The 19,234-nt window shown below is 29.3% G+C and carries 24 protein-coding genes; 22 read left to right on the top strand and 2 right to left on the bottom strand.

Translation table 11 applies throughout. The features are described 5' to 3' along the window. The 9 genes from yihA (at nucleotide 1) to prmC (ending at nucleotide 6,586) form a co-directional block, all read left to right on the top strand. Nucleotides 1-597 carry a ribosome biogenesis GTP-binding protein YihA/YsxC gene (gene yihA, locus RWQ74_RS02700; RefSeq protein WP_294682432.1) on the top strand — a complete coding sequence of 199 codons (597 nt, stop codon included), beginning with the start codon at nucleotides 1-3 and terminating at the stop codon, nucleotides 595-597. A 342-nt stretch (nucleotides 598-939) separates the two neighbouring features. Then, nucleotides 940-1,212: a 30S ribosomal protein S16 gene (gene rpsP, locus RWQ74_RS02695; RefSeq protein WP_314086294.1), complete on the top strand. Its 273-nt coding sequence runs from the start codon at nucleotides 940-942 to the stop codon at nucleotides 1,210-1,212. Nucleotides 1,213-1,348: 136 nt separating this feature from the next. Beyond that, nucleotides 1,349-1,993 carry an amino acid ABC transporter permease gene (locus tag RWQ74_RS02690; RefSeq protein WP_314396556.1) on the top strand — a complete coding sequence of 215 codons (645 nt, stop codon included), beginning with the start codon at nucleotides 1,349-1,351 and terminating at the stop codon, nucleotides 1,991-1,993. A 3-nt stretch (nucleotides 1,994-1,996) separates the two neighbouring features. After that, nucleotides 1,997-2,626, top strand: a complete 630-nt coding sequence (locus RWQ74_RS02685; RefSeq protein ID WP_314396553.1) for an amino acid ABC transporter ATP-binding protein — start codon at nucleotides 1,997-1,999, stop codon at nucleotides 2,624-2,626. Between the two features lie 11 nt (nucleotides 2,627-2,637). Beyond that, nucleotides 2,638-3,474 carry an amino acid ABC transporter substrate-binding protein gene (locus tag RWQ74_RS02680; RefSeq protein WP_314396551.1) on the top strand — a complete coding sequence of 279 codons (837 nt, stop codon included), beginning with the start codon at nucleotides 2,638-2,640 and terminating at the stop codon, nucleotides 3,472-3,474. 257 nt (nucleotides 3,475-3,731) lie between these two features. Continuing rightward, nucleotides 3,732-3,977 (top strand): type B 50S ribosomal protein L31, encoded by a 246-nt coding sequence (locus RWQ74_RS02675; protein WP_003145327.1) that lies wholly within the window; start codon nucleotides 3,732-3,734, stop codon nucleotides 3,975-3,977. A gap of 85 nt (nucleotides 3,978-4,062) precedes the next feature. Beyond that, nucleotides 4,063-4,641, top strand: a complete 579-nt coding sequence (locus tag RWQ74_RS02670) for a thymidine kinase (RefSeq protein ID WP_314396549.1) — start codon at nucleotides 4,063-4,065, stop codon at nucleotides 4,639-4,641. A gap of 14 nt (nucleotides 4,642-4,655) precedes the next feature. Further along, complete coding sequence (gene prfA, locus RWQ74_RS02665) at nucleotides 4,656-5,744, top strand: peptide chain release factor 1 (protein WP_003145535.1); 1,089 nt, start codon at nucleotides 4,656-4,658, stop codon at nucleotides 5,742-5,744. Next, complete coding sequence (prmC, locus tag RWQ74_RS02660) at nucleotides 5,744-6,586, top strand: peptide chain release factor N(5)-glutamine methyltransferase (protein ID WP_314396547.1); 843 nt, start codon at nucleotides 5,744-5,746, stop codon at nucleotides 6,584-6,586. The genes prfA and prmC overlap by 1 nt, the downstream gene beginning before the upstream one ends. An 84-nt stretch (nucleotides 6,587-6,670) precedes the next feature. Here the strand turns inward: prmC and RWQ74_RS02655 are convergent, their stop codons facing one another. Then, complete coding sequence (locus tag RWQ74_RS02655) at nucleotides 6,671-7,303, bottom strand: S24 family peptidase (protein ID WP_314396544.1); 633 nt, start codon at nucleotides 7,301-7,303, stop codon at nucleotides 6,671-6,673. A 705-nt stretch (nucleotides 7,304-8,008) separates the two neighbouring features. Between RWQ74_RS02655 and gpmA the strand changes: the two genes are divergently transcribed. Next, nucleotides 8,009-8,695 (top strand): 2,3-diphosphoglycerate-dependent phosphoglycerate mutase, encoded by a 687-nt coding sequence (gene gpmA, locus RWQ74_RS02650; protein ID WP_060914713.1) that lies wholly within the window; start codon nucleotides 8,009-8,011, stop codon nucleotides 8,693-8,695. Nucleotides 8,696-8,740: 45 nt separating this feature from the next. Then, nucleotides 8,741-9,460: a hypothetical protein gene (locus RWQ74_RS02645; RefSeq protein ID WP_314396542.1), complete on the top strand. Its 720-nt coding sequence runs from the start codon at nucleotides 8,741-8,743 to the stop codon at nucleotides 9,458-9,460. Between the two features lie 59 nt (nucleotides 9,461-9,519). On the opposite strand, the gene RWQ74_RS02640 is transcribed toward RWQ74_RS02645, so the two are convergent. Beyond that, nucleotides 9,520-11,856, bottom strand: a complete 2,337-nt coding sequence (locus RWQ74_RS02640) for an ATP-dependent RecD-like DNA helicase (protein ID WP_314396541.1) — start codon at nucleotides 11,854-11,856, stop codon at nucleotides 9,520-9,522. 458 nt (nucleotides 11,857-12,314) lie between these two features. Here RWQ74_RS02640 and RWQ74_RS02635 point away from each other — a divergent pair, with 458 nt between their 5' ends. The 11 genes from RWQ74_RS02635 to RWQ74_RS02585 all read left to right on the top strand — a co-directional run bounded on the left by RWQ74_RS02635 (nucleotide 12,315) and on the right by RWQ74_RS02585 (nucleotide 19,233). Next, the gene (locus RWQ74_RS02635; protein WP_314396539.1) at nucleotides 12,315-13,091 is read left to right on the top strand and encodes a Nif3-like dinuclear metal center hexameric protein; all 777 of its coding nucleotides are present in this window, start codon (nucleotides 12,315-12,317) and stop codon (nucleotides 13,089-13,091) included. Nucleotides 13,092-13,106: 15 nt separating this feature from the next. After that, nucleotides 13,107-13,496 (top strand): transcriptional regulator MntR, encoded by a 390-nt coding sequence (gene mntR, locus RWQ74_RS02630; protein WP_314160227.1) that lies wholly within the window; start codon nucleotides 13,107-13,109, stop codon nucleotides 13,494-13,496. Nucleotides 13,497-13,508: 12 nt separating this feature from the next. Next, nucleotides 13,509-14,441, top strand: coding sequence for a thymidylate synthase (locus tag RWQ74_RS02625; RefSeq protein WP_314396537.1), 933 nt, complete (start codon nucleotides 13,509-13,511; stop codon nucleotides 14,439-14,441). A gap of 10 nt (nucleotides 14,442-14,451) precedes the next feature. Continuing rightward, nucleotides 14,452-14,943: a dihydrofolate reductase gene (locus RWQ74_RS02620; RefSeq protein WP_314396535.1), complete on the top strand. Its 492-nt coding sequence runs from the start codon at nucleotides 14,452-14,454 to the stop codon at nucleotides 14,941-14,943. Further along, complete coding sequence (locus RWQ74_RS02615; RefSeq protein WP_314396533.1) at nucleotides 14,944-15,786, top strand: DegV family protein; 843 nt, start codon at nucleotides 14,944-14,946, stop codon at nucleotides 15,784-15,786. 15 nt (nucleotides 15,787-15,801) lie between these two features. Beyond that, nucleotides 15,802-16,056, top strand: a complete 255-nt coding sequence (locus RWQ74_RS02610) for an IreB family regulatory phosphoprotein (RefSeq protein WP_314160230.1) — start codon at nucleotides 15,802-15,804, stop codon at nucleotides 16,054-16,056. Then, the gene (gene ruvX / locus RWQ74_RS02605) at nucleotides 16,057-16,485 is read left to right on the top strand and encodes a Holliday junction resolvase RuvX (RefSeq protein WP_003145599.1); all 429 of its coding nucleotides are present in this window, start codon (nucleotides 16,057-16,059) and stop codon (nucleotides 16,483-16,485) included. A gap of 24 nt (nucleotides 16,486-16,509) precedes the next feature. Then, nucleotides 16,510-16,815, top strand: coding sequence for a DUF1292 domain-containing protein (locus tag RWQ74_RS02600; RefSeq protein ID WP_003145557.1), 306 nt, complete (start codon nucleotides 16,510-16,512; stop codon nucleotides 16,813-16,815). Nucleotides 16,816-16,818: 3 nt separating this feature from the next. Further along, nucleotides 16,819-17,949, top strand: a complete 1,131-nt coding sequence (gene mltG / locus RWQ74_RS02595; protein ID WP_314396530.1) for an endolytic transglycosylase MltG — start codon at nucleotides 16,819-16,821, stop codon at nucleotides 17,947-17,949. A gap of 188 nt (nucleotides 17,950-18,137) precedes the next feature. Then, nucleotides 18,138-18,887 (top strand): RsmE family RNA methyltransferase, encoded by a 750-nt coding sequence (locus tag RWQ74_RS02590; RefSeq protein ID WP_314396528.1) that lies wholly within the window; start codon nucleotides 18,138-18,140, stop codon nucleotides 18,885-18,887. A 13-nt stretch (nucleotides 18,888-18,900) separates the two neighbouring features. Beyond that, the gene (locus RWQ74_RS02585) at nucleotides 18,901-19,233 is read left to right on the top strand and encodes a DivIVA domain-containing protein (protein WP_314396526.1); all 333 of its coding nucleotides are present in this window, start codon (nucleotides 18,901-18,903) and stop codon (nucleotides 19,231-19,233) included. Nucleotide 19,234 lies beyond the last annotated feature (1 nt).

Below are 19,234 nucleotides of genomic sequence, written 5' to 3'. Positions count from 1 at the left end.
ATGAAAAAGTTAAATACACATAATGTAGATTTACTTATAAGTGCCGTATCAAAAAAACAATATCCAGAACATGATAAACCAGAAGTTGCGATGTGTGGTCGTTCAAACGTTGGGAAATCATCTTTTATTAATACAATTTTAGAAAGAAAAAACTATGCTCGTGTTTCTTCTAAACCAGGGAAAACTCGTACACTAAACTTTTTCGATGTAAATGATCAAGTAGTTCTAGTAGACGTGCCGGGATATGGGTATGCAAAATTATCAAAACCTGAAAAAGAAAAACTATATGATATGATAGTTGAGTATTTTACTAATAGTGAAAACCTTGGATTTGTATTACATTTAATTGATAGTAGACACAAGCCTTCGCAAGATGATATTGAGATGAATGAATTTTTAAATTACTACGAGATACCATTCGTAATCGTTATGACAAAAATTGATAAAATATCAAAAAATGAATTGGCTAAAAATACGGGAATTATAAAACGAGAATTAGACCTAACGAACAATATGGCGATTATTCCATTTTCTTCGGTTACTAAAATAGGTAAAGATCAAGTACTTAGTGAAATTGCTAAAGTTTTAGAAGATTAAAATTTGAAATATATGTTAAAGATGATTCAAAAATCGTGATTTCGTGGAAATCGATTTTGTTGAGTCACTTCTTATTTTTGATTATCCTTATGGTATAAGGTGTATTTTTTTATAAATATTTTATCTTTACTTAGTAAAATAAACTTGGTATAATAAGGATTAGGTGAGTCAACAAAAAAAGTTGACATTTTTCACCGAAAAGTATTGACATACTTTTAGTTTAATGTTAGAATAATATCTAGCTTAGAAAACTTAGCGTTATAGATTCAACTTTTTCATTAAAACACTTCATAAACACACACATAAAATTAATAAAAAAGTTGAAACATAAGGAGTACAAACATGGCAGTAAAAATCCGTTTAAAAAGATTAGGTGCTAAAAAATCACCTTTCTACCGTATCGTTGTTGCTGATTCAAGATCTCCACGTGATGGACGTTCTATCGAAACTATCGGTACTTACAATGCTGTTAAAGAACCAGCAGAAGTTAAAATCGATGAAGAGTTAGCATTAAAATGGTTAGGTAATGGAGCTCAACCTTCTGACACAGTTAGAAGTTTATTATCAAAAGAAGGAATTATGAAAAAATTCCACGAATCAAAATTAAATAAATAAGAAATTTAGCCCCTTAGTAAAATAAGGGGTTTTTGTTTGTTTTAAATTGTGTTATAATATAATATAAAAATTCTAAACACAACACAACTATATGGCTGTAGAGTGGAATAAAAAATATAAAAAAGGAGGATAATATATGGAATATTTAATTGAAATATTACCAAGTCTGATGAATGGTGCATTAATAACTTTAGAAGTATTCTTCTTAGTATTAATTTTATCTATTCCATTAGGTATTTTTGTTGCATTCATAATGCGTTTTAATATAAAGATACTAAATTATTTTATTAATATTTATATTTGGATTATGCGTGGAACACCGTTATTATTACAGTTAATTTTTATCTATTATGTACTGCCTTCAGTAGGAATACGTTTTGATAGATTACCTGCAGCTATTATTGCATTCACCTTAAATTATGCAGCGTACTTTGCTGAAATATTCCGTGGAGGTATTGAATCTATACCAAAAGGACAATATGAAGCGGCAAAGGTATTGAAATTTACTCAGTTTCAAACAATTAGATATGTAATATTACCGCAAGTAGTTAAAATAGTTCTACCTAGTGTATTTAATGAGATAATGAGTCTTGTTAAAGATACATCTTTAGTTTATGCATTAGGAATCAGTGACCTAATATTAGCAAGTAGAACAGCAGCCAATAGGGATGCTAGTTTATTACCAATGTTTGTTGCAGGAGCTATTTATCTGATTTTAATAGGGGTAGTAACGCTTGTATCTAAACAAGTAGAGAAACGTTATAATTATGATAGGAGGTAACTTATGTTAGAATTAAAAAGTATTAGTAAAAAATTCAAAGATCGACAAATACTATCGGATTTTAATTTAACAGTTGAAGAGAATAAGATTTTAGCAATAGTAGGACCTTCTGGTGGTGGGAAAACAACCCTATTAAGAATGTTAGCTGGTCTTGAAAAAATAGACTCAGGTGAAATTATTTATAATGGTGAATCTCTTCCGATTGATGAATTGGAAAAAAGAAATCTTTTAGGTTTTGTATTCCAAGATTTTCAACTTTTCCCTCATCTTACTGTCCTAGAAAATCTAGTTTTATCTCCAATTAAAACTATGAATATGGCAAAAAGTGATGCTGAGAAAAAGGCGATTGAATTGTTAGAAAAACTTGGTTTAGAAAAACAGATTAATAATTATCCGACTTCATTATCAGGAGGTCAAAAACAAAGGGTTGCTTTAGCTCGCGCTATGATGATAGAACCAAAAATTATAGGTTATGATGAACCGACAAGTGCATTAGATCCTGAATTAAGGTTAGAAGTTGAAAAATTAATACTTAAGAATAGAGAACTAGGTATTACACAAATTGTTGTAACTCATGATTTACAGTTTGCTGAAAATATTGCCGATAGTATTCTAAAAGTAGAACCGAAATAAGAGGTGATTAAATGAGAAAATTAAAATTCTTTCTAACACTTATTATTACTATTTTAATAATTACGGGTTGTGCTTCCGGAGGAAAAGATAAACCAAAAAAAGATAATTGGAATGATTTTCAAAAAGATAAGAAGATTGTTATTGGTTTCGATAATACATTTGTACCGATGGGCTTCCAAGATAAAAGTGGAAAAAATGTTGGCTTTGATATAGATTTAGCGAATTCTGTCTTTGAAAAATATGGAATTAAGGTAGAGTGGCAAGCTATAAACTGGGATTTAAAAGAAACAGAATTAAAGAATGGTAATATTGATTTAATTTGGAATGGATATTCGAAAACTGCAGAAAGAGAAGCTGTTGTGCAATTTACTAAGCAGTATATGATAAATGAACAGGTCGTAGTTGTAAAGAAATCTAAAGGTATTAAAAATGTAACAGACTTAAAAGATAAGGTTCTAGGTGCTCAAAATGGTTCATCTGGATATGATACTTTTAATGAAAATCCAGATGTTCTTAAAAATATTGTAAAGAATAATGATGCTACTCAGTACGAAAGTTTCAATGAAGCTTTAATTGACTTAGAAAATGATAGAATAGATGCATTGTTAATCGATAGAGTGTATGCAAACTATTATTTAAAACAACAAAACAAATTAGAAGATTTTGATATTTTAAATGCTGGATTCGATAGTGAGGCTTTTGCAGTCGGAGCAAGAAAAGCAGATGTAACACTTGTTAAAAAAATTAATGAAGCATTCTATGAGATGTACAAAGAGGAGAAATTCCAAGAGATTTCTAAGAAATGGTTCGGAGAAGATGTTGCAACTGAAGAAGTAAAAAGTAAATAAATTATTAGGAGGCAAGCTATTGAAAAGAATTTAAATAGTAAGCCTCCTTTTAGTGTAAACATGTAAAAAAGAAAATTAGGGATAAAATTTAAAAGGTAGAAGAAGTAATAGCTGTCAACAAAAAAAGTTTACAAATATTAGTAAAAGTACTTGATTTTTTTTAGAATATTATTTATAATAAGTAGGTATGTGATTAACTCACTGAAAAATAACTCTGTTCGTATTAAAAGCGTTCAGGGCAGAAGGAGACGATAATAATGAGAGAAGGAATTCACCCAGATTACCGTAAAGTTGTATTCATGGATACTACAAGTGGTTTCAAATTTTTAAGTGGTTCTACTAAACCATCTAAAGAAACTATCGAGTGGGAAGATGGAAATACATACCCATTATTAAAAGTTGAGATCTCTTCAGATACACACCCATTCTACACAGGGCGTCAAAGATTCGCTCAAGCAGATGGTCGTATCGAACGTTTCAACAAAAAATACGGTATCAAGTAAGAAAAATAAAACAGACATTTCTTTATTGGATTGTCTGTTTTTATTCTATTAGTAATTGTATAATATAAGCCCGAGGGGATTAATAATGATAGAAAATAGAAAATTCGGATGGATAGAATGTATTTGTGGTAGCATGTTTTCTGGGAAGTCAGAAGAGTTACTTAGACGTATAAAACGTGGAGTAATTGCTAAGCAGAACGTGCTTCTATTTAAACCGTCTATAGATAATAGATACGAAGAGAACAAAGTCTCTACTCATAATGGAAATAGTTATGAATCTGTAAATATTGATAAAGCAGAGCAGATTTATGACTATATAAATGATAAAAAATATGATATCATAGGAATTGACGAAGTACAGTTCTTTGACGATAAAATTGTTGAAGTTATAAATAAGCTTGCTGATGATGGAGTTCGTGTTATTGTTGCAGGTTTAGATATGGATTTCAAAGCAGAACCATTTCATCCTATGCCTGAAATTATGGCTGTTAGTGAGATGGTAACTAAACTTCATGCTGTATGCAATAAATGTGGAAAAGAAGCAAGTCGAAGTCAAAGATTGATTAATGGAGAACCTGCTAAGTATGATGATCCAATCGTAGTTATTGGAGCTAGTGAATCATATGAAGCTAGATGTCGTCATTGTCATGAAATTAAAAGATAAATTAGGAGGAACAAATGGAAATTTTTGGACAACTTGAGATAGTTGAAGAACGTTATGAAAAGTTAAACGAATTACTTAGTGATCCAGATGTTGTAAGTGATACAAAGAAACTTATGGAATATTCAAAAGAACAACGCTCTATTGAAAAAACAGTAGCTGTATTTAGAGAATATAAAGATATAGTTCAACAAATTAAAGATACAAAAGAACTTCTTGAAATTGAAGAAGATAAAGAAATGAAAGAAATGATGCAAGAGGAGATTAAGGAATTAGAACCAACTCTTGCACCTATGGAAGAAGAATTAAAAATTCTATTATTACCAAAAGATCCTAACGATGGTAAAAACGTTGTTGTTGAGGTTCGTGGAGCAGCCGGTGGTGATGAAGCACAATTATTCGCAGGTGATTTATTACGTATGTACACTAGATTTGCTGAATCACAAGGATGGAAAGTTGATGTATTAGAACGTTCTGAAACTGGAATCGGTGGTATTAAAGAAGCAATCTTCATTATTTCTGGAGAAGATGTATACTCTAAGATGAAATTCGAAAGTGGAGCGCACCGCGTACAACGTGTTCCTACAACAGAATCAAGTGGACGTATCCATACTTCAACAGCAACAGTAGTAGTATTACCAGAAGCTGAAGAGATTGAAATTGATATTAATGAAAATGATATCCGTGTTGATACATTTGCATCAAGTGGTGCTGGAGGTCAATCGGTAAATACAACAATGTCAGCTGTACGTTTAACTCACATTCCTACAGGTGTTGTAGTATCTATGCAGGACGAGCGTTCGCAGATTAAGAATAAAGAAAAAGCTATGAAAGTTTTACGTGCTCGTGTATATGATAAATATCAACAAGAAGAACAAGCCAAGTTTGATGCTGAACGTAAATCTAAAGTTGGTACTGGGGATCGTTCTGAACGTATTAGAACATATAACTATCCTCAAAACCGTGTTACTGACCATAGAATTGGTTTAACTATTCAAAAATTAGACCAAATTATGGAAGGGAAACTTGATGAAGTTCTAGAAGCACTTCGTATTGCTGAGCAAGCTGAGAAAATGGCAGAACTTAATAAAGGTGAAGAACTATAATGAACAGAAGGCAAGCTATAACAAAGGCTTGTCTTCTTTTAAGAAGACAAGGAAAAGAAGAATCTTTGGCTAGATTTTTACTAATGTACATGCTAGACGAAAGTCCACAGTTATTCTCGAATTGCATGTCAGAGCAAATGTCTAAAGAAAATGAAGAAAAATATTTTTCTTTGATTGAAAAACATATTAAAGAAGATGTTCCATTAAGTCATTTGGTAGGTTTCGAATATTTTTATGATAGAAAATTTAAAGTTACGAAAGATGTCTTATCACCGAGGATGGAGACTGAGGAGCTTATATATAAAGTGATTGAATATGTAAAAGCGAATAATAAGAATAATTTAAAAATTCTAGACCTTTGTACGGGAAGTGGTATTATTGCTATTACATTAAAAAAAGAACTAGATCAAATCTCGATTGATGTCGTAGCTAGTGATATTAGTGAAGAAGCTATAGAAGTTGCAAAAGAAAATGCACAATATCATGATACTGATGTTAGATTTATACAATCGGATATTTTTAATAATATTGATGATAAATTTGATATTATTGTTTCTAATCCTCCTTATATTGACCGCAAAGATGAAGTGACTATGAAAGAAAATGTACTGAACTATGATCCGCATCTTGCTTTATTTGCTGAAGAAGAAGGTATGTTCTTCTATCGAAAAATTATCGAACAAGCCAAAGACTATCTAAAAGAAAATGGTGTAATGTTCTTCGAAATTGGTTATGATCAAAGAGATAAGATAATAAATCTATCTGAGAAAAATGATTATTTAGCACAAGTTTATAAAGATATTAATAATAGAGATAGAATGGCATTTTTAGTTCGTAAATAAAAAAAGCGAGAGTTACTTAGAAAAGTATCTAAGTTATCAAACTCTCGTTTTTTTGTCATAAATAATCTGTTTAAAATCAAAAAATTAAAGTTCCCTATATACACCAACGCATTCTCCAATTATTTCTACGTTACGCGTAACAATAGGCTCATAATTAGGATTGCAAGGATAAAGAATTACATTGTCATTTTTAACGAATATTTTCTTTAAAGAAGCTTCATTCCATTCAGTTAGACGAACAGCAGCAATTTTTCCGTTTCTAACTGAACTTTGTTGGCGGATAAATACTAAATCGCCATCAAAAATACCAGCTTCAATCATACTATCTCCCTTTACTCTTAGTGCAAAATCAGCTCTCATTCCTTGATCTATGAAAATATGCTCATCATATTCCTCTTCAATATAAACACCATCACCGGCACAGATAGTTCCAAGAATAGGTAACTTTGAAACATCATCGGAAAAATCTTCTGTGTTAAATAACTTTTCTTTAGGAGTTTCGATAGCCATTGTATCACTGTCGCCGACAAGCCAATCTGGATTAACCGATAAATATTCAGCTAAAACAATAAGCTTATCTCTTTTTGGAGTATATTTACCTTTAGACCAATCGCTAATTGATGATGGAGTAATATTAGTAGAACGAGCAAGTTCAGCTTGCTTTATATTCTTTTCTTTTAAACATTGTTTAAATCTGATACTAAATGTTGTAGTCATAATATTTTTTCCAATCTTTTTTTATCTATATATAAATTATAAAGTAAACCGTATATAAAATCAAGTAACTTTATAAAAAAAATTAAGAAATATGAATTTTTTACTTGATTTTCGGTTTTCCGTATGTTATTATATAAGTACGATAAGAAATTAAGTTTTACGTATAAAAAGAAAGAAGGTAATTTTATGTTTATATATTGGATAATTATACTAGTTTTATTGGCAAAAGTATTTACATTTTTTGAAACTAATAAATTAAAAATTGTAAAAAGAGGAAAGTTGAACCGTAAAGTGTATTAATATAAACATTTTCTGTTCTAAAGGTTATTATGATAAAAAAATATTGTTTACTACTTTAAGATTAGGTGTACTGTAATTAGAGCCTAATCTTATTTTTATATACTAATATATATCAGTAAATACTACAACATAAATGTGGCTGACCCAAAAGTCCTAAAATCTAACAAAGTTCATATGATAACTCATAGACGCAGTGGTTTATTGATATCTAAATTCGCTTTATAAAAGCTTTTTAGATATCTAATAAACTTTGCGGGGGTGACTCGACAAAATCTTGTTTCTTCGAAATCACGATTTTTGAGTCACTCCCGTTTTCAATTGTGTTTTTCACATAAAAACTATGTACTAATACTAGAAAATATTGTATAATAAAAATATAATAACAAAACTAGGAGGATTTCTTAAATGAAATTAGTATTAACTAGACATGGTGAAAGCCAATGGAACCTTGAAAACAGATTTACTGGATGGGTTGATGTAGATATCACTGATAAAGGTAGACAAGAAGCTATTAAAGGTGGACAAACTCTTAAAGAATTAGGTCTTACTTTTGATGTAGCTTACACTTCATACCAAAAACGTGCTATCAAAACTCTAAACTTATTCTTAGAAGAATTAGATTTATTATGGATTCCAGTACACAAAAGCTGGAGATTAAACGAAAGACACTATGGAGCTTTACAAGGTCTTAACAAAGCTGAAACAGCTGAAAAATATGGTGACGAACAAGTTCACATCTGGAGAAGAAGTTTTGACGTAGCACCTCCTGCGTTAGATAAATCTAGCGACATGTACCCAGGAAACATCGATAGATATAAAGAAATTCCAGAAGGAGAAATCCCAACAGGAGAAAGCTTAAAACTTACTATTGATCGTGTATTACCATACTGGGAAAGTGATATTTCTAAACAAATTAAAGCTGGTAAAAACGTACTTATCTCTGCTCACGGTAACAGTTTAAGAGCGTTAATCAAATACTTATTAAACATCTCAGATGAACAAATCTTAGATCTTAACTTACCAACTGGTACTCCATTAGTATTTGAAATCGACGAAAACTTAAACATTATCTCAGCACCAGAATTATTCTAATAAGTAATGAAAAAGCTGATAATATTACTGACAACCTTGCTAATTTTGCAAGGTTGTAGTTCTAAAGGAGATATTTCTACTGAACAATTGCAAAATCTTACTAATTCTGTTTCAATAAGCCAGCTAGAAAAAACAGAATTTAATAAAAAAGATAATAAATTAGTTATTTCAACTAATGATGAAGTAATAAGTAAAGAAGGTTTTGATGCACTGTTAAAATCATTGAAATTAAATGGTTTTAATGGGAAAGCAATTAATATCGAGGGTATTAATTCAAACGAATTTAATAATAAAGACTTCAATATTGTAATTGTTACTAAAAATAATAACACTGCTACATTTAGTGTTAAAGATAGTGCTAATAAGAGTTTTGAAATTACAAATAAGAAATATTCAAAAGATTATATGAAAAATAAATTAACTTCGTTTTCTAAAGAGTTGATTAGTTTTGACGAATTGGCAGGAACTATTCAAACTGATCTTGATAAAAGTCGTTCTTTAGGAGATAAAGTTGATAAGTTCAAAGAAGTAACAGAAAAGGTAAATTCTTCAATGTTAACTTTAAAATCATTATCTAACGAGACTATTGAATATGGAAAATTAGATGAGGTTAAGCAAAAAATTACTCGTTTAGAAGTTTTAACTAAAAATGTAGTAAGTGCTGTAAACTCTTCAGTAGAAAGTAAGAAAGGTGCTGCAATAGATGCTGCTTTCTTAAATATTAATGATATAGATAAGATTGCACGTGATCTTGTAGCAATGTAAATACAATAAACAAAACCTGGAAGTGGATGTTACTCTATTTCCAGGTTTCGTTATTATGATTAAAGGAAGTCGGTTGGTTTTATATTATCCATACCAATCATTGGATCGATAGTATTAATATTTTGAAAATCTAAGATATATTCTTTAATTTCTTCTTCTAATTCAATATCTTGTATTTCCGCTTCTCTATCTGTAGTGAAGAACCACTCTAGTGAAGTTTGTCTAGTTACGACATTTGTTGGTTCAATAGATTTATAAAATACCTTTGAATCACCGCATAATATTAATTTTTTCTTGGCTCGCGTTATTGCTGTATATGTTAGATTTTTGTTTAACATAAAATTATAATTATCAATAAATGGTATTATAACATTTTCAAATTCAGAACCTTGTGCTTTGTGAATTGAACAAGCATAAGAAAGGGTAATTTGATTCAACTCTGTCTTTTCATAGGTTACAAAATTTCCATCATAATCTATTACTATTTTTACTTTATTTCCTTCTTTATAAATTTCTTCTATATATCCTATATCTCCATTGAATATATTATCTTCAGGTCTATTTACTAACTGCATAACACGATCATTAACTTTATAAATTAATTCTCCATATTCTATTTTCTCTTCATTATCATTAAATCTCGATTGAATAGCCATATTGATTTCGTTAATTCCACTTGTTCCTTTGTATATAGGAGCTAAAATCTGAATATTTTCTTTATTTGTATTTTTTATTAAATCATCATAAACTGCTGAAATTACGTTTATCATTTCATTTTTGTTTGCTGAAATAAACTCTTTATCATCGAAGTTTTCTAATATATCAAATGGTATATTATTTTTTATTGAATGTGAAATGTTAATAATACTTGAGTGTTCGCTTTGTCTAAAAATTTTATTTAATTTAACAGTCGAAATTGCTTTTGAATTAATCAGGTCATTTAGGACGTTACCTGGAGCAATGGAAGGAAGTTGATCATTGTCACCGACTAGAATAATTTTAGCATCTTTATTAATGATTTTTAGTAAGTTGTACATTAAGAATACGTCAATCATACTAGACTCATCGATTATGACAAGTTCTGATTTTATATATTTTTCGCTAACGAATTCTTCCATGTTTTCATCTTCTGTACTCCAACCTATGGCTTTGTGAATTGTTGAAGCATAAAAGCCGGTACTTTCTGCCATTCTTTTTGCTGCTTTACCGGTGGGTGCACATAAAGTAAGAATACTTCTAGTTTTATCAAGTAAGTCATGCATACTGTAGTTTTTTATTTTTTGGAAGATTTTTATTACTGCGAGTATGATGGTAGTTTTACCTGTTCCAGGTCCACCTGTTAAAATGGAAAAATTATTGAGAATACAGTTTTTGATTGCTGCAATTTGTACTATATCGTAAGAGATTTCTAATTCTTCTTCAACTTCTTCGATATATTTATCAAGTAAGCTGTCGCTGATTTCAAAATTATCATCAAGTTCTAATCTTCTGCTGATGTCACTATAAATAGAGTACTCAGAATAGTAAATCTCAGGTAAAAACACCCTGTCTTCAATTTCAACTAATTTTCCAGTATCTAAAGCAAAAGTGTAAGAGTTTAAGATATCCTCTTTAGACACTGCTATGTTTCGTGATGCATATAATGTATTAAATGTATTGTATAATAGGTTGTTTTTTGATATGTAAGTATTACCTGTTGAAAAGCAATACGAGTTGATAGTAAAAATAAATCCATATAAAATTCTATTTTGATCATTTGCAGGAATTTCATTAGTCTCAGCTATTTTATCTACAGTTTTAAAGTTAATTCCTTTTATATCTTTTATTAGAGCGTAGGGGTTTTCTGTGATTGTGCGTAAGGTATTATGTTTATAAAAATTATATATTTTAAGAATTAAATTGTTGCTTAAATTATATTCATTTAGTTTTAATATGATATCTTGGGTTTGTTTATTTGCAACAATAGTAGCATATATTGTATCTTTTCGTTGCTCTGGAATACCTTTTATGTTAAATAGGGAATCTTTATCTTCATAAATTTTATCTAATGCATCAACTCCAAGTGTATCAACTATTAATTCGGCTGTTTTTCTACCGACACCTTGGAAAATTGAACTGGATAGGTAAGATACAATGGATTCTTTATCTTTTTCAATAACTGGTTCTACTACAATAGCAGATAATTGTGTACCGTACTTTCTATGTTGCACTATTTCACCTTTAAACGAGTATAAATCATCTTCTACAAATTCAAAGTCATTAAATGTTCCAACAACACTTAAATAGTCTCCCTCAATGAAGTCATATTGATCATTTAAAAATATTGATAAGATATAATAATTATTCTCTTTGTTATGGAAAATAATCTTATTTAAATAACCTTCTACTATCTGCATAATAAACTCCTACTAATTTCTTTATAAGAACAATAATAATATAATATATAAAAAATGTCTAGTAGTGCTGAAGCAAAAGTCCTAAATTTTAAAAAAAGTTTATATGAAAAAACTCATAGATTTCATAGGTTCAATCGTTTATTGATATCTAAATTTACTTTATAAAAGCTTTTTAGATATCTAATAAACTTCGCAAGGTGACCTGACAAAATCTTGCTTCTTAAAAAATCACAATTTTTGAGTTACTCACTTCGAAAAAAACTCCATTTTCAAGTTACTTCCTTCGATAATCTTTTATTGCTATTAAAAATATTATTTAAACTTATACTTTTATAGATTTAGCAAAAAATATTAAAGAAAATAAATATGTTATTTTAGTTACAAACTATGTTTCGCTATGGCAATATTTTTTATAAAGTGTTATAATAAAATGATAATAATATAAGGAGGTTAGATTTGTGATCACTGTTAAAAACGTATATAATCATTTAAATGAATTGGCAGATGTTAAATTAGCAGAAAAATGGGATAATGTAGGTTTAATGTTAGGTAGTTACAATAATAATGTTAATAAAGTTTTGGTATGTTTAGATGTCACAACTAAAGTAGTTAGAGAAGCTATTGACAATAATGTTGATTTAATAGTCTCTCATCATCCTTTAATATTTAAACCATTGAAATCATTGGATTTTACAGATGATTTCAAATCTAATATTATTCGGGATTTAATAAAGAATGATATTTCTGTTATTTCATTTCATACTAATTTAGATTCTGCAAAGTTAGGATTAAATGATTATCTAGCTAAGTTATTAGATTTAAATGATATTAAAGTATTGTTTGAACATAGTTTAGATAAGGAAGCGGGATTAGGAAGAATTGGAAAATTACCTACACCACTAGCCATGGAAGAGTTTATTAAATACATTAAAGAAAGATTTTCACTTGATAATGTTTCTGCAGTTATTAGCTCTGAAAAGGAAGTTAGTACTGTTGCATTATTAGGAGGGAGTGGGGCTGATTTTCTATATTCACTACCTGAGGTTGATATATATTTGACTGGAGATATAGGATATCATGCGGCACTTGATGCTATTGAAATGAAAAAAAATATTATTGATATCGGTCACTTTACAGAAAGTCTAGTTAAAGGTTTATTACTAGATTATATTTCTAAAATTGGAGTTGAGGTTATTAAATCAACTGTCGAGAAATCACCATTTAAAATATTATAAAGGAGGAGTACTAATATGGCAAAAGCTACACCAACCATGGAAGATTATATTGAAGTAATATATTCTTTAGTTAAAAACAAAGGTTATGCGAGAAGTGCTGACATAGCTGAGAAATTGGAAGTTTATCCATCTACTGTTACTAAGATGCTGAAAAAATTGGATGTTGAAGGGTATATTGTATATGAAAAATATAGAGGTATTGCCCTTACTGAGCAAGGTGAGAAGATGGGAGAATATGCACTAACAAGACATGAATTGTTAGAAGATTTTCTTAGATTAATCGGAGTAGATGAAGATAAAGTTTACGAAGAAGTAGAAGGTATTGAGCATCATTTTGGCAAAAGTTCTTTAGAAAAAATTAAGGAACTAATGAGATACTTGAGAGAACATAATTATAGAGCGTAATGGAGAATTAGAGTGGCAGATAAAGAGTATTTAAAATTGTGTAATTATATTTTACAAAATGGAATTGAGAAAGATGATAGAACGGGTGTTGGAACTAAAAGTATTTTTGGTTACCAAATGAAGTTTGATCTGTCTGAAGGATTTCCGTTATTAACTACAAAAAAAGTTAATTTTAACTTAGTATGGTCAGAATTACTTTGGTTTATAAAAGGTGATACAAATATTAAGTTTTTATTAGAGAACAAAAATAATATTTGGAATGAATGGGCTTTTAAGAAATGGGTTGAAAGCGATGAATATACTGGACCTGATATGACTAATTTTGGGCATAGAACATTAATAGATGAGGAGTTTTCTAAACAGTATAAAGAACAAATGACTATCTTTAAAGAAAGAATTCTTTCAGATGAAGAGTTCGCTAATAAGTTTGGTGATTTGGGTAACGTATATGGAAAACAGTGGAGAAATTTTAATGGTGTTGATCAATTGAAAAATGTAGTAGAGCAAATTAAAACTAATCCATCTTCTCGTCGATTAATAGTTTCTTCTTGGAATCCAGCGGAAGTAGACACTATGGCACTTCCACCTTGCCATTCATTATTCCAATTTTATGTGAATGATGGAAAGTTAAGTTGCCAGCTGTATCAAAGAAGCGGAGATGTATTTTTAGGAGTACCTTTTAATATTGCCTCTTATTCACTGCTTACTATTTTGATAGCTAAGGAATGTGGACTTGAAGTAGGGGAATTTGTTCATACGCTAGGAGATGCACATATTTATAAAAACCATTTTGAACAAGTCACAGTGCAAATGTCTAGAAATCCTTATCCGTTACCTAAAGTGAAAATTAATGATTTTGAAAGTATCTTTGATCTTAAGATTGGGGATGTTGAAGTTGTTAATTATGAAAGTCATCCATTTATAAAAGCACCAATCGCAGTTTAGGAGGGGTAATATGTTATCACTAATAGTTGCATATGATAAAAATAAATCAATAGGTCAAGAAAACACGATACCATGGCGTATAAAAAGGGATATGCTGAGAGTTAAAGAGTTAACTACAAATCAAACGATTATTATGGGTCGAAAAACACTGGACAGTATTGGTAGAGCTTTACCTAATAGAATTAACAGAGTTCTTACTCGTGATGAAAATTCTTTAAATCATTATTCAAATATAGAAGTGTATACTGATGATTCAATTTTAGAAAATATTGAAACAGAAAAGGCATATATATTTGGTGGTGGAACAGTATATAATAAGTATTTAGATAAATGTGATGAAATGTTTATTACCGAAGTGGATACAGTTGTTGAGGCTGATACGAAGTTTCCAGAATTTGATGAAAATGATTGGGATTTAATTAGTAGGGAAGAATTCTCAAAAGATGAAAATAATGAATTTAATTTTGTATTTATGCATTATAAGAGAAAGAGGAAAGAATAAATGTTAGAGAAAGTAAAAGTAATTATTGATTCATCAAGTGATTTAACTTTTGATGAAATTGAAAAATATAATGTGGATGTTATTCCTCTTACAATTAATATTGATGGTACAGAGTATGATTATCGTACAATTAGTAATGATGAATATATTGAAAGAATGAGGACAGCATCAACTTATTCAACTAGTCAGCCAGCGATAGGCAAATTTATTGAAGCGTTTGAAAAGTGGACTAAAGAGGGATATAAAGTGATAGTTTTAACTCTTTCTTCGGCTTTAAGCGGGACATATAATACCGCGGTTACGGCTAGTTTAGAATTTGAAGGAATTTATGTAGTTGATACAAAGACAACTACTCGTGGGATGGTTTTCTTGCTTAAAGAATGTTTAAGTCAACTTGAACAACAGATAGAAATAGAAACGATTGTAGAAAATCTTAGAGAAAAAGCCAAGAATATTTTAACGTATGTTACAATCGATAAACTTGACAATTTGGTAAAAGGTGGTAGACTAAGTAAGTCGCAAGCTTTAATCGGAGGGTTACTAAACATTAAAGTTTTAACTCAGTTAAAAGAAACTGAGTTGGTTGCTTTAGATAAAGTTCGCGGTAAGAAAAAGTTAGTTCATACCTTAATTAATCATATTGAAGAAGCAAAACAAGGTAAATCAATTAAAAATATAAGTTTACCAAATTCATTAGCGGATGAATATGTTACACTGATAAAATCAGAACTAGAGGAAGTATTTGGTTATATTGTTGATGAAAAAGAGATTTTCACGACAACACCAATTATTTCAACGCACACAGGAGAAAATGCAGTAGGTATCTTAGTAGAGTTAGAATAATCGGAGGTAATGATTATGACAAATTTCGATGAAACAAGATTATTTGATAGCAATTTTTATGATAAAAATGATATTCACAACATTTTAAGAAATGTTGTAGAAACAATTAAACAGCGTGGTTATGATCCTATAAATCAATTAATGGGCTATATTAAAACAGCTGATCCAGTGTATATTCCTAGGGATAATCATGCTAGAGAGCAAATTAGATTAATAGAAATGGATGATATACTAGAGTACTTATTATACTTTTTTATACAGGAGTCGTAAATGTTAGATAAGAGAATTATGGGTCTAGATTATGGATCAAAGACTATTGGAGTTGCCGTAAGTGATTTGTTAGGTTTTACTGCTCAAGGTATCGAAACTATAAATATTAATGAGCAGGTAAAAGATTTTAAAATAAAAAGAATTAAAGAGTTAGTTCAAGAACATAATGTCGGAACTATCGTTGTAGGTCTTCCTAAAAATATGGATAATTCTGTAGGATTTAGAGGGGAAGCAACACTGTATTTTGTAGAAGTGTTGAAAAAGAAAATTAAAAATGTTGAAATAATTCTACAAGATGAGCGCTTAACAACGATGGGCGCTGAAAGAGTACTTCTTGAAGCAAATGTTTCAAGAAAAAAAAGAAAAAATGTTATTGATAAAATGGCTGCGGTATTAATACTACAGACATATTTAGATAAATTAAATTAATATAAATCTTAGGAGGAAAATAAAATGCAAGAAAAAGATTTAAAAAACATTAGTATTGATAATACAGAAGAGGTGTACACACTTAGTACATTAGAAGGTGAAGAAAAAGAATATCGTAAGATTTTAGAGTTTACTAATCCAACAAACGGTAACTTATACTATATCTTTGCTGAAGAAGAAACAATAGATGAAGAAGAAATTAGCATCTTCCCAATGGTATGTGTTGAAGATGGTGAGGATAGCGTGAGATTTGAGCCAGTTGAAACAGATGAAGAATACGATATGATTTCTGAAGTATTAGATACTTTTTACTACGATGAAAGTGAGTAAAAGATGAAAGAAGATAAAATAAGAAGAAGTAGAGAATTAAGGCGAAAAAATAAGAAAAAAAAATCATTTATTCCTACAATTTTGACTATTATAGTTGTTCTTGGAATTACTGCCTTATCAGTTTTCTATTATATGATAACACCGGTAGATAAAAGCAATAATAAAGATATTTCTGTTGAAATTAAAGAAAATTATGGAAGTGCTAAGATTGCTCAAGAACTTAAATCTAAAGGCTTAATCAAAAATGAAGAAGTTTTTAAAATCTATTCTAGATTATCGCCTAATACATCATTTTATGTTGGTAAGTTCAAGTTAAAACAAAGTATGAGTCTACCTCAAATTATCCAGGAACTCGGTTCAAAAAATAAGGCTAATTCTGGTAATACGTTTGCTTTAATTGAGGGTGACAGTATTTTGAAGATTTCTAAGAATTTGGAAAAAACTAAGTTAAACAAAGATGAATTTTTAGAGAAGGTTAATGATGCGGAGTTTATCAAAAAATTACAAAAACAATTCCCTGAATTAATCACTAATGAAGTATTCGGTAAAGATATTAAATATGCATTAGAAGGGTATCTATATCCAGCAATTTATGATCTTAGTGACAATGAGACTGTAGAAAGTTTAATCACTAAGATGGTTAAGTTAACTAATGAAAAAGTTGTTCCATTATATCAAAAGAATAACAAATCTTGGAAAATAAATGGTCAACAGATGCAAATATCTATTCATGATTATATTACTATGGCAAGTATTCTTGAAAAAGAATCAACTAAATCTGATGAAAATAAACTTATTGCAAGTGTATTCTTAAATAGATTAGCTCAAGGAATGAAATTACAGACAGATCCATCTGCAAACTATGCAGCTGATAAATTGACAGGAGCACCTACACAGACAGAATTAACGTTAAATTCTCCTTATAATACTTACGTGATTGTAGGACTGCCACCTGGACCAATTTCATCTGTTGGAAGTGCTTCATACGAGGCATTAAATAATGCAGAAAATACAGATTATCTATATTTCTTACATGCAACAAAAGATGGAAAGGCGTATTTCTCTAAAACATATGCTGAACATGAAGCATTAGCTAAGGAACATATTGAAGGTTATATTCCAGCTGGAAACTAATTAAGATATTATAAATTGAATATTAGTCAGAATTTTGTTTGAATTATTTTCAAGCTGAGTTTAATAAAGAAAGTAGCGACTTGTAAATTCTATTTGCGAGTCGTTACTTTTATATTAGGGATGCTACTATTGAATAAATATCAATAATGAGGTAAAATTAATTGTAAGATTAAAAATTAGGAGTTTTTATGCAACAGTATTTTTTAAATGAAGAATTTAATATTGAATCAACATATGAGCTGTCAAAAGATGACAGTAATCATATTGTGAGAATCATGAGGAAAAAAATAGATGATAAGGTGTATGTTGTATTTAATAATGAAGTTAAATATATTTGTACGATTGTTGATAATAATGTAGATAAAGTTCTAGTTACACCATATGAACAAGTAATAGGTACTAATGAATTATCAACAAAGATAACAGTAGCTATACCACCTTTGAAAAATGATAAAATTGAATATTTAATGCAAAAATTAACTGAATTAGGTGTTAGTAATATAGTGTTATTTAATTCTGAGAGAAACATTGCTAAGATAAAAAAAGATAAGGTGGATTTTAAGATTAATAGATGGAATAAAATTGTTAAAGAAGCTGCAGAACAATCTAAGAGAAATATAATTCCTGATATTACATATGTAGATAGTTTAAAAGATTTAATAACTTTTTCTGAAAAGTTCAATCATAAAGTAGTGGCGTATGAAAAAGAATCAGTTAATGAGAAAAATATCAACTTGAAAAATTTATTGCATTCTGATTTAAGTAATAAAGAGGTAATAGCAGTATTTGGAAGCGAGGGTGGACTTTCTGAAAAAGAAGTTGATTTTTTAACTGAAAATAAATTTGATGTGATAGGATTAGGTAAGAGAATACTAAGAGCAGAAACAGCACCACTATATTTTGTTAGTTGTGTCGCATATTTTAGTGAATTTAATTAGAGGAGTTAAAAAAATGAGTGTTGAATTGAATTTAACAGCAAAAGAAATTTATGAAAAAGAGTTTAAAAAAAGCAGAGTTAAAGGATATAGCGAAGAAGATGTTAATGATTATTTAGATTTAATAATTGAAGACTATATGAAACTAGACAAACTTATAACGAGACTAAAAGAATTAGAAATTGAAAACCAAAATCTAAAAATTAAAATTGAAGCTATAAAAAATACAAGTCGTGAAGATAAACCTGTTCAAGTAACAAACTTAGATATACTAAAACGATTATCTAAACTAGAAACTGCAGTTTTTGGACCGAATAATGCTGATAATGCTGATCATGACCTATATTAGT

This window comes from uncultured Gemella sp., assembly GCF_963525165.1.
Taxonomy (GTDB): Bacteria; Bacillota; Bacilli; order Staphylococcales; family Gemellaceae; genus Gemella.
Note: the sequence above shows the minus strand (reverse complement) of the source record. Positions and strands in the feature narration are given on the sequence as shown.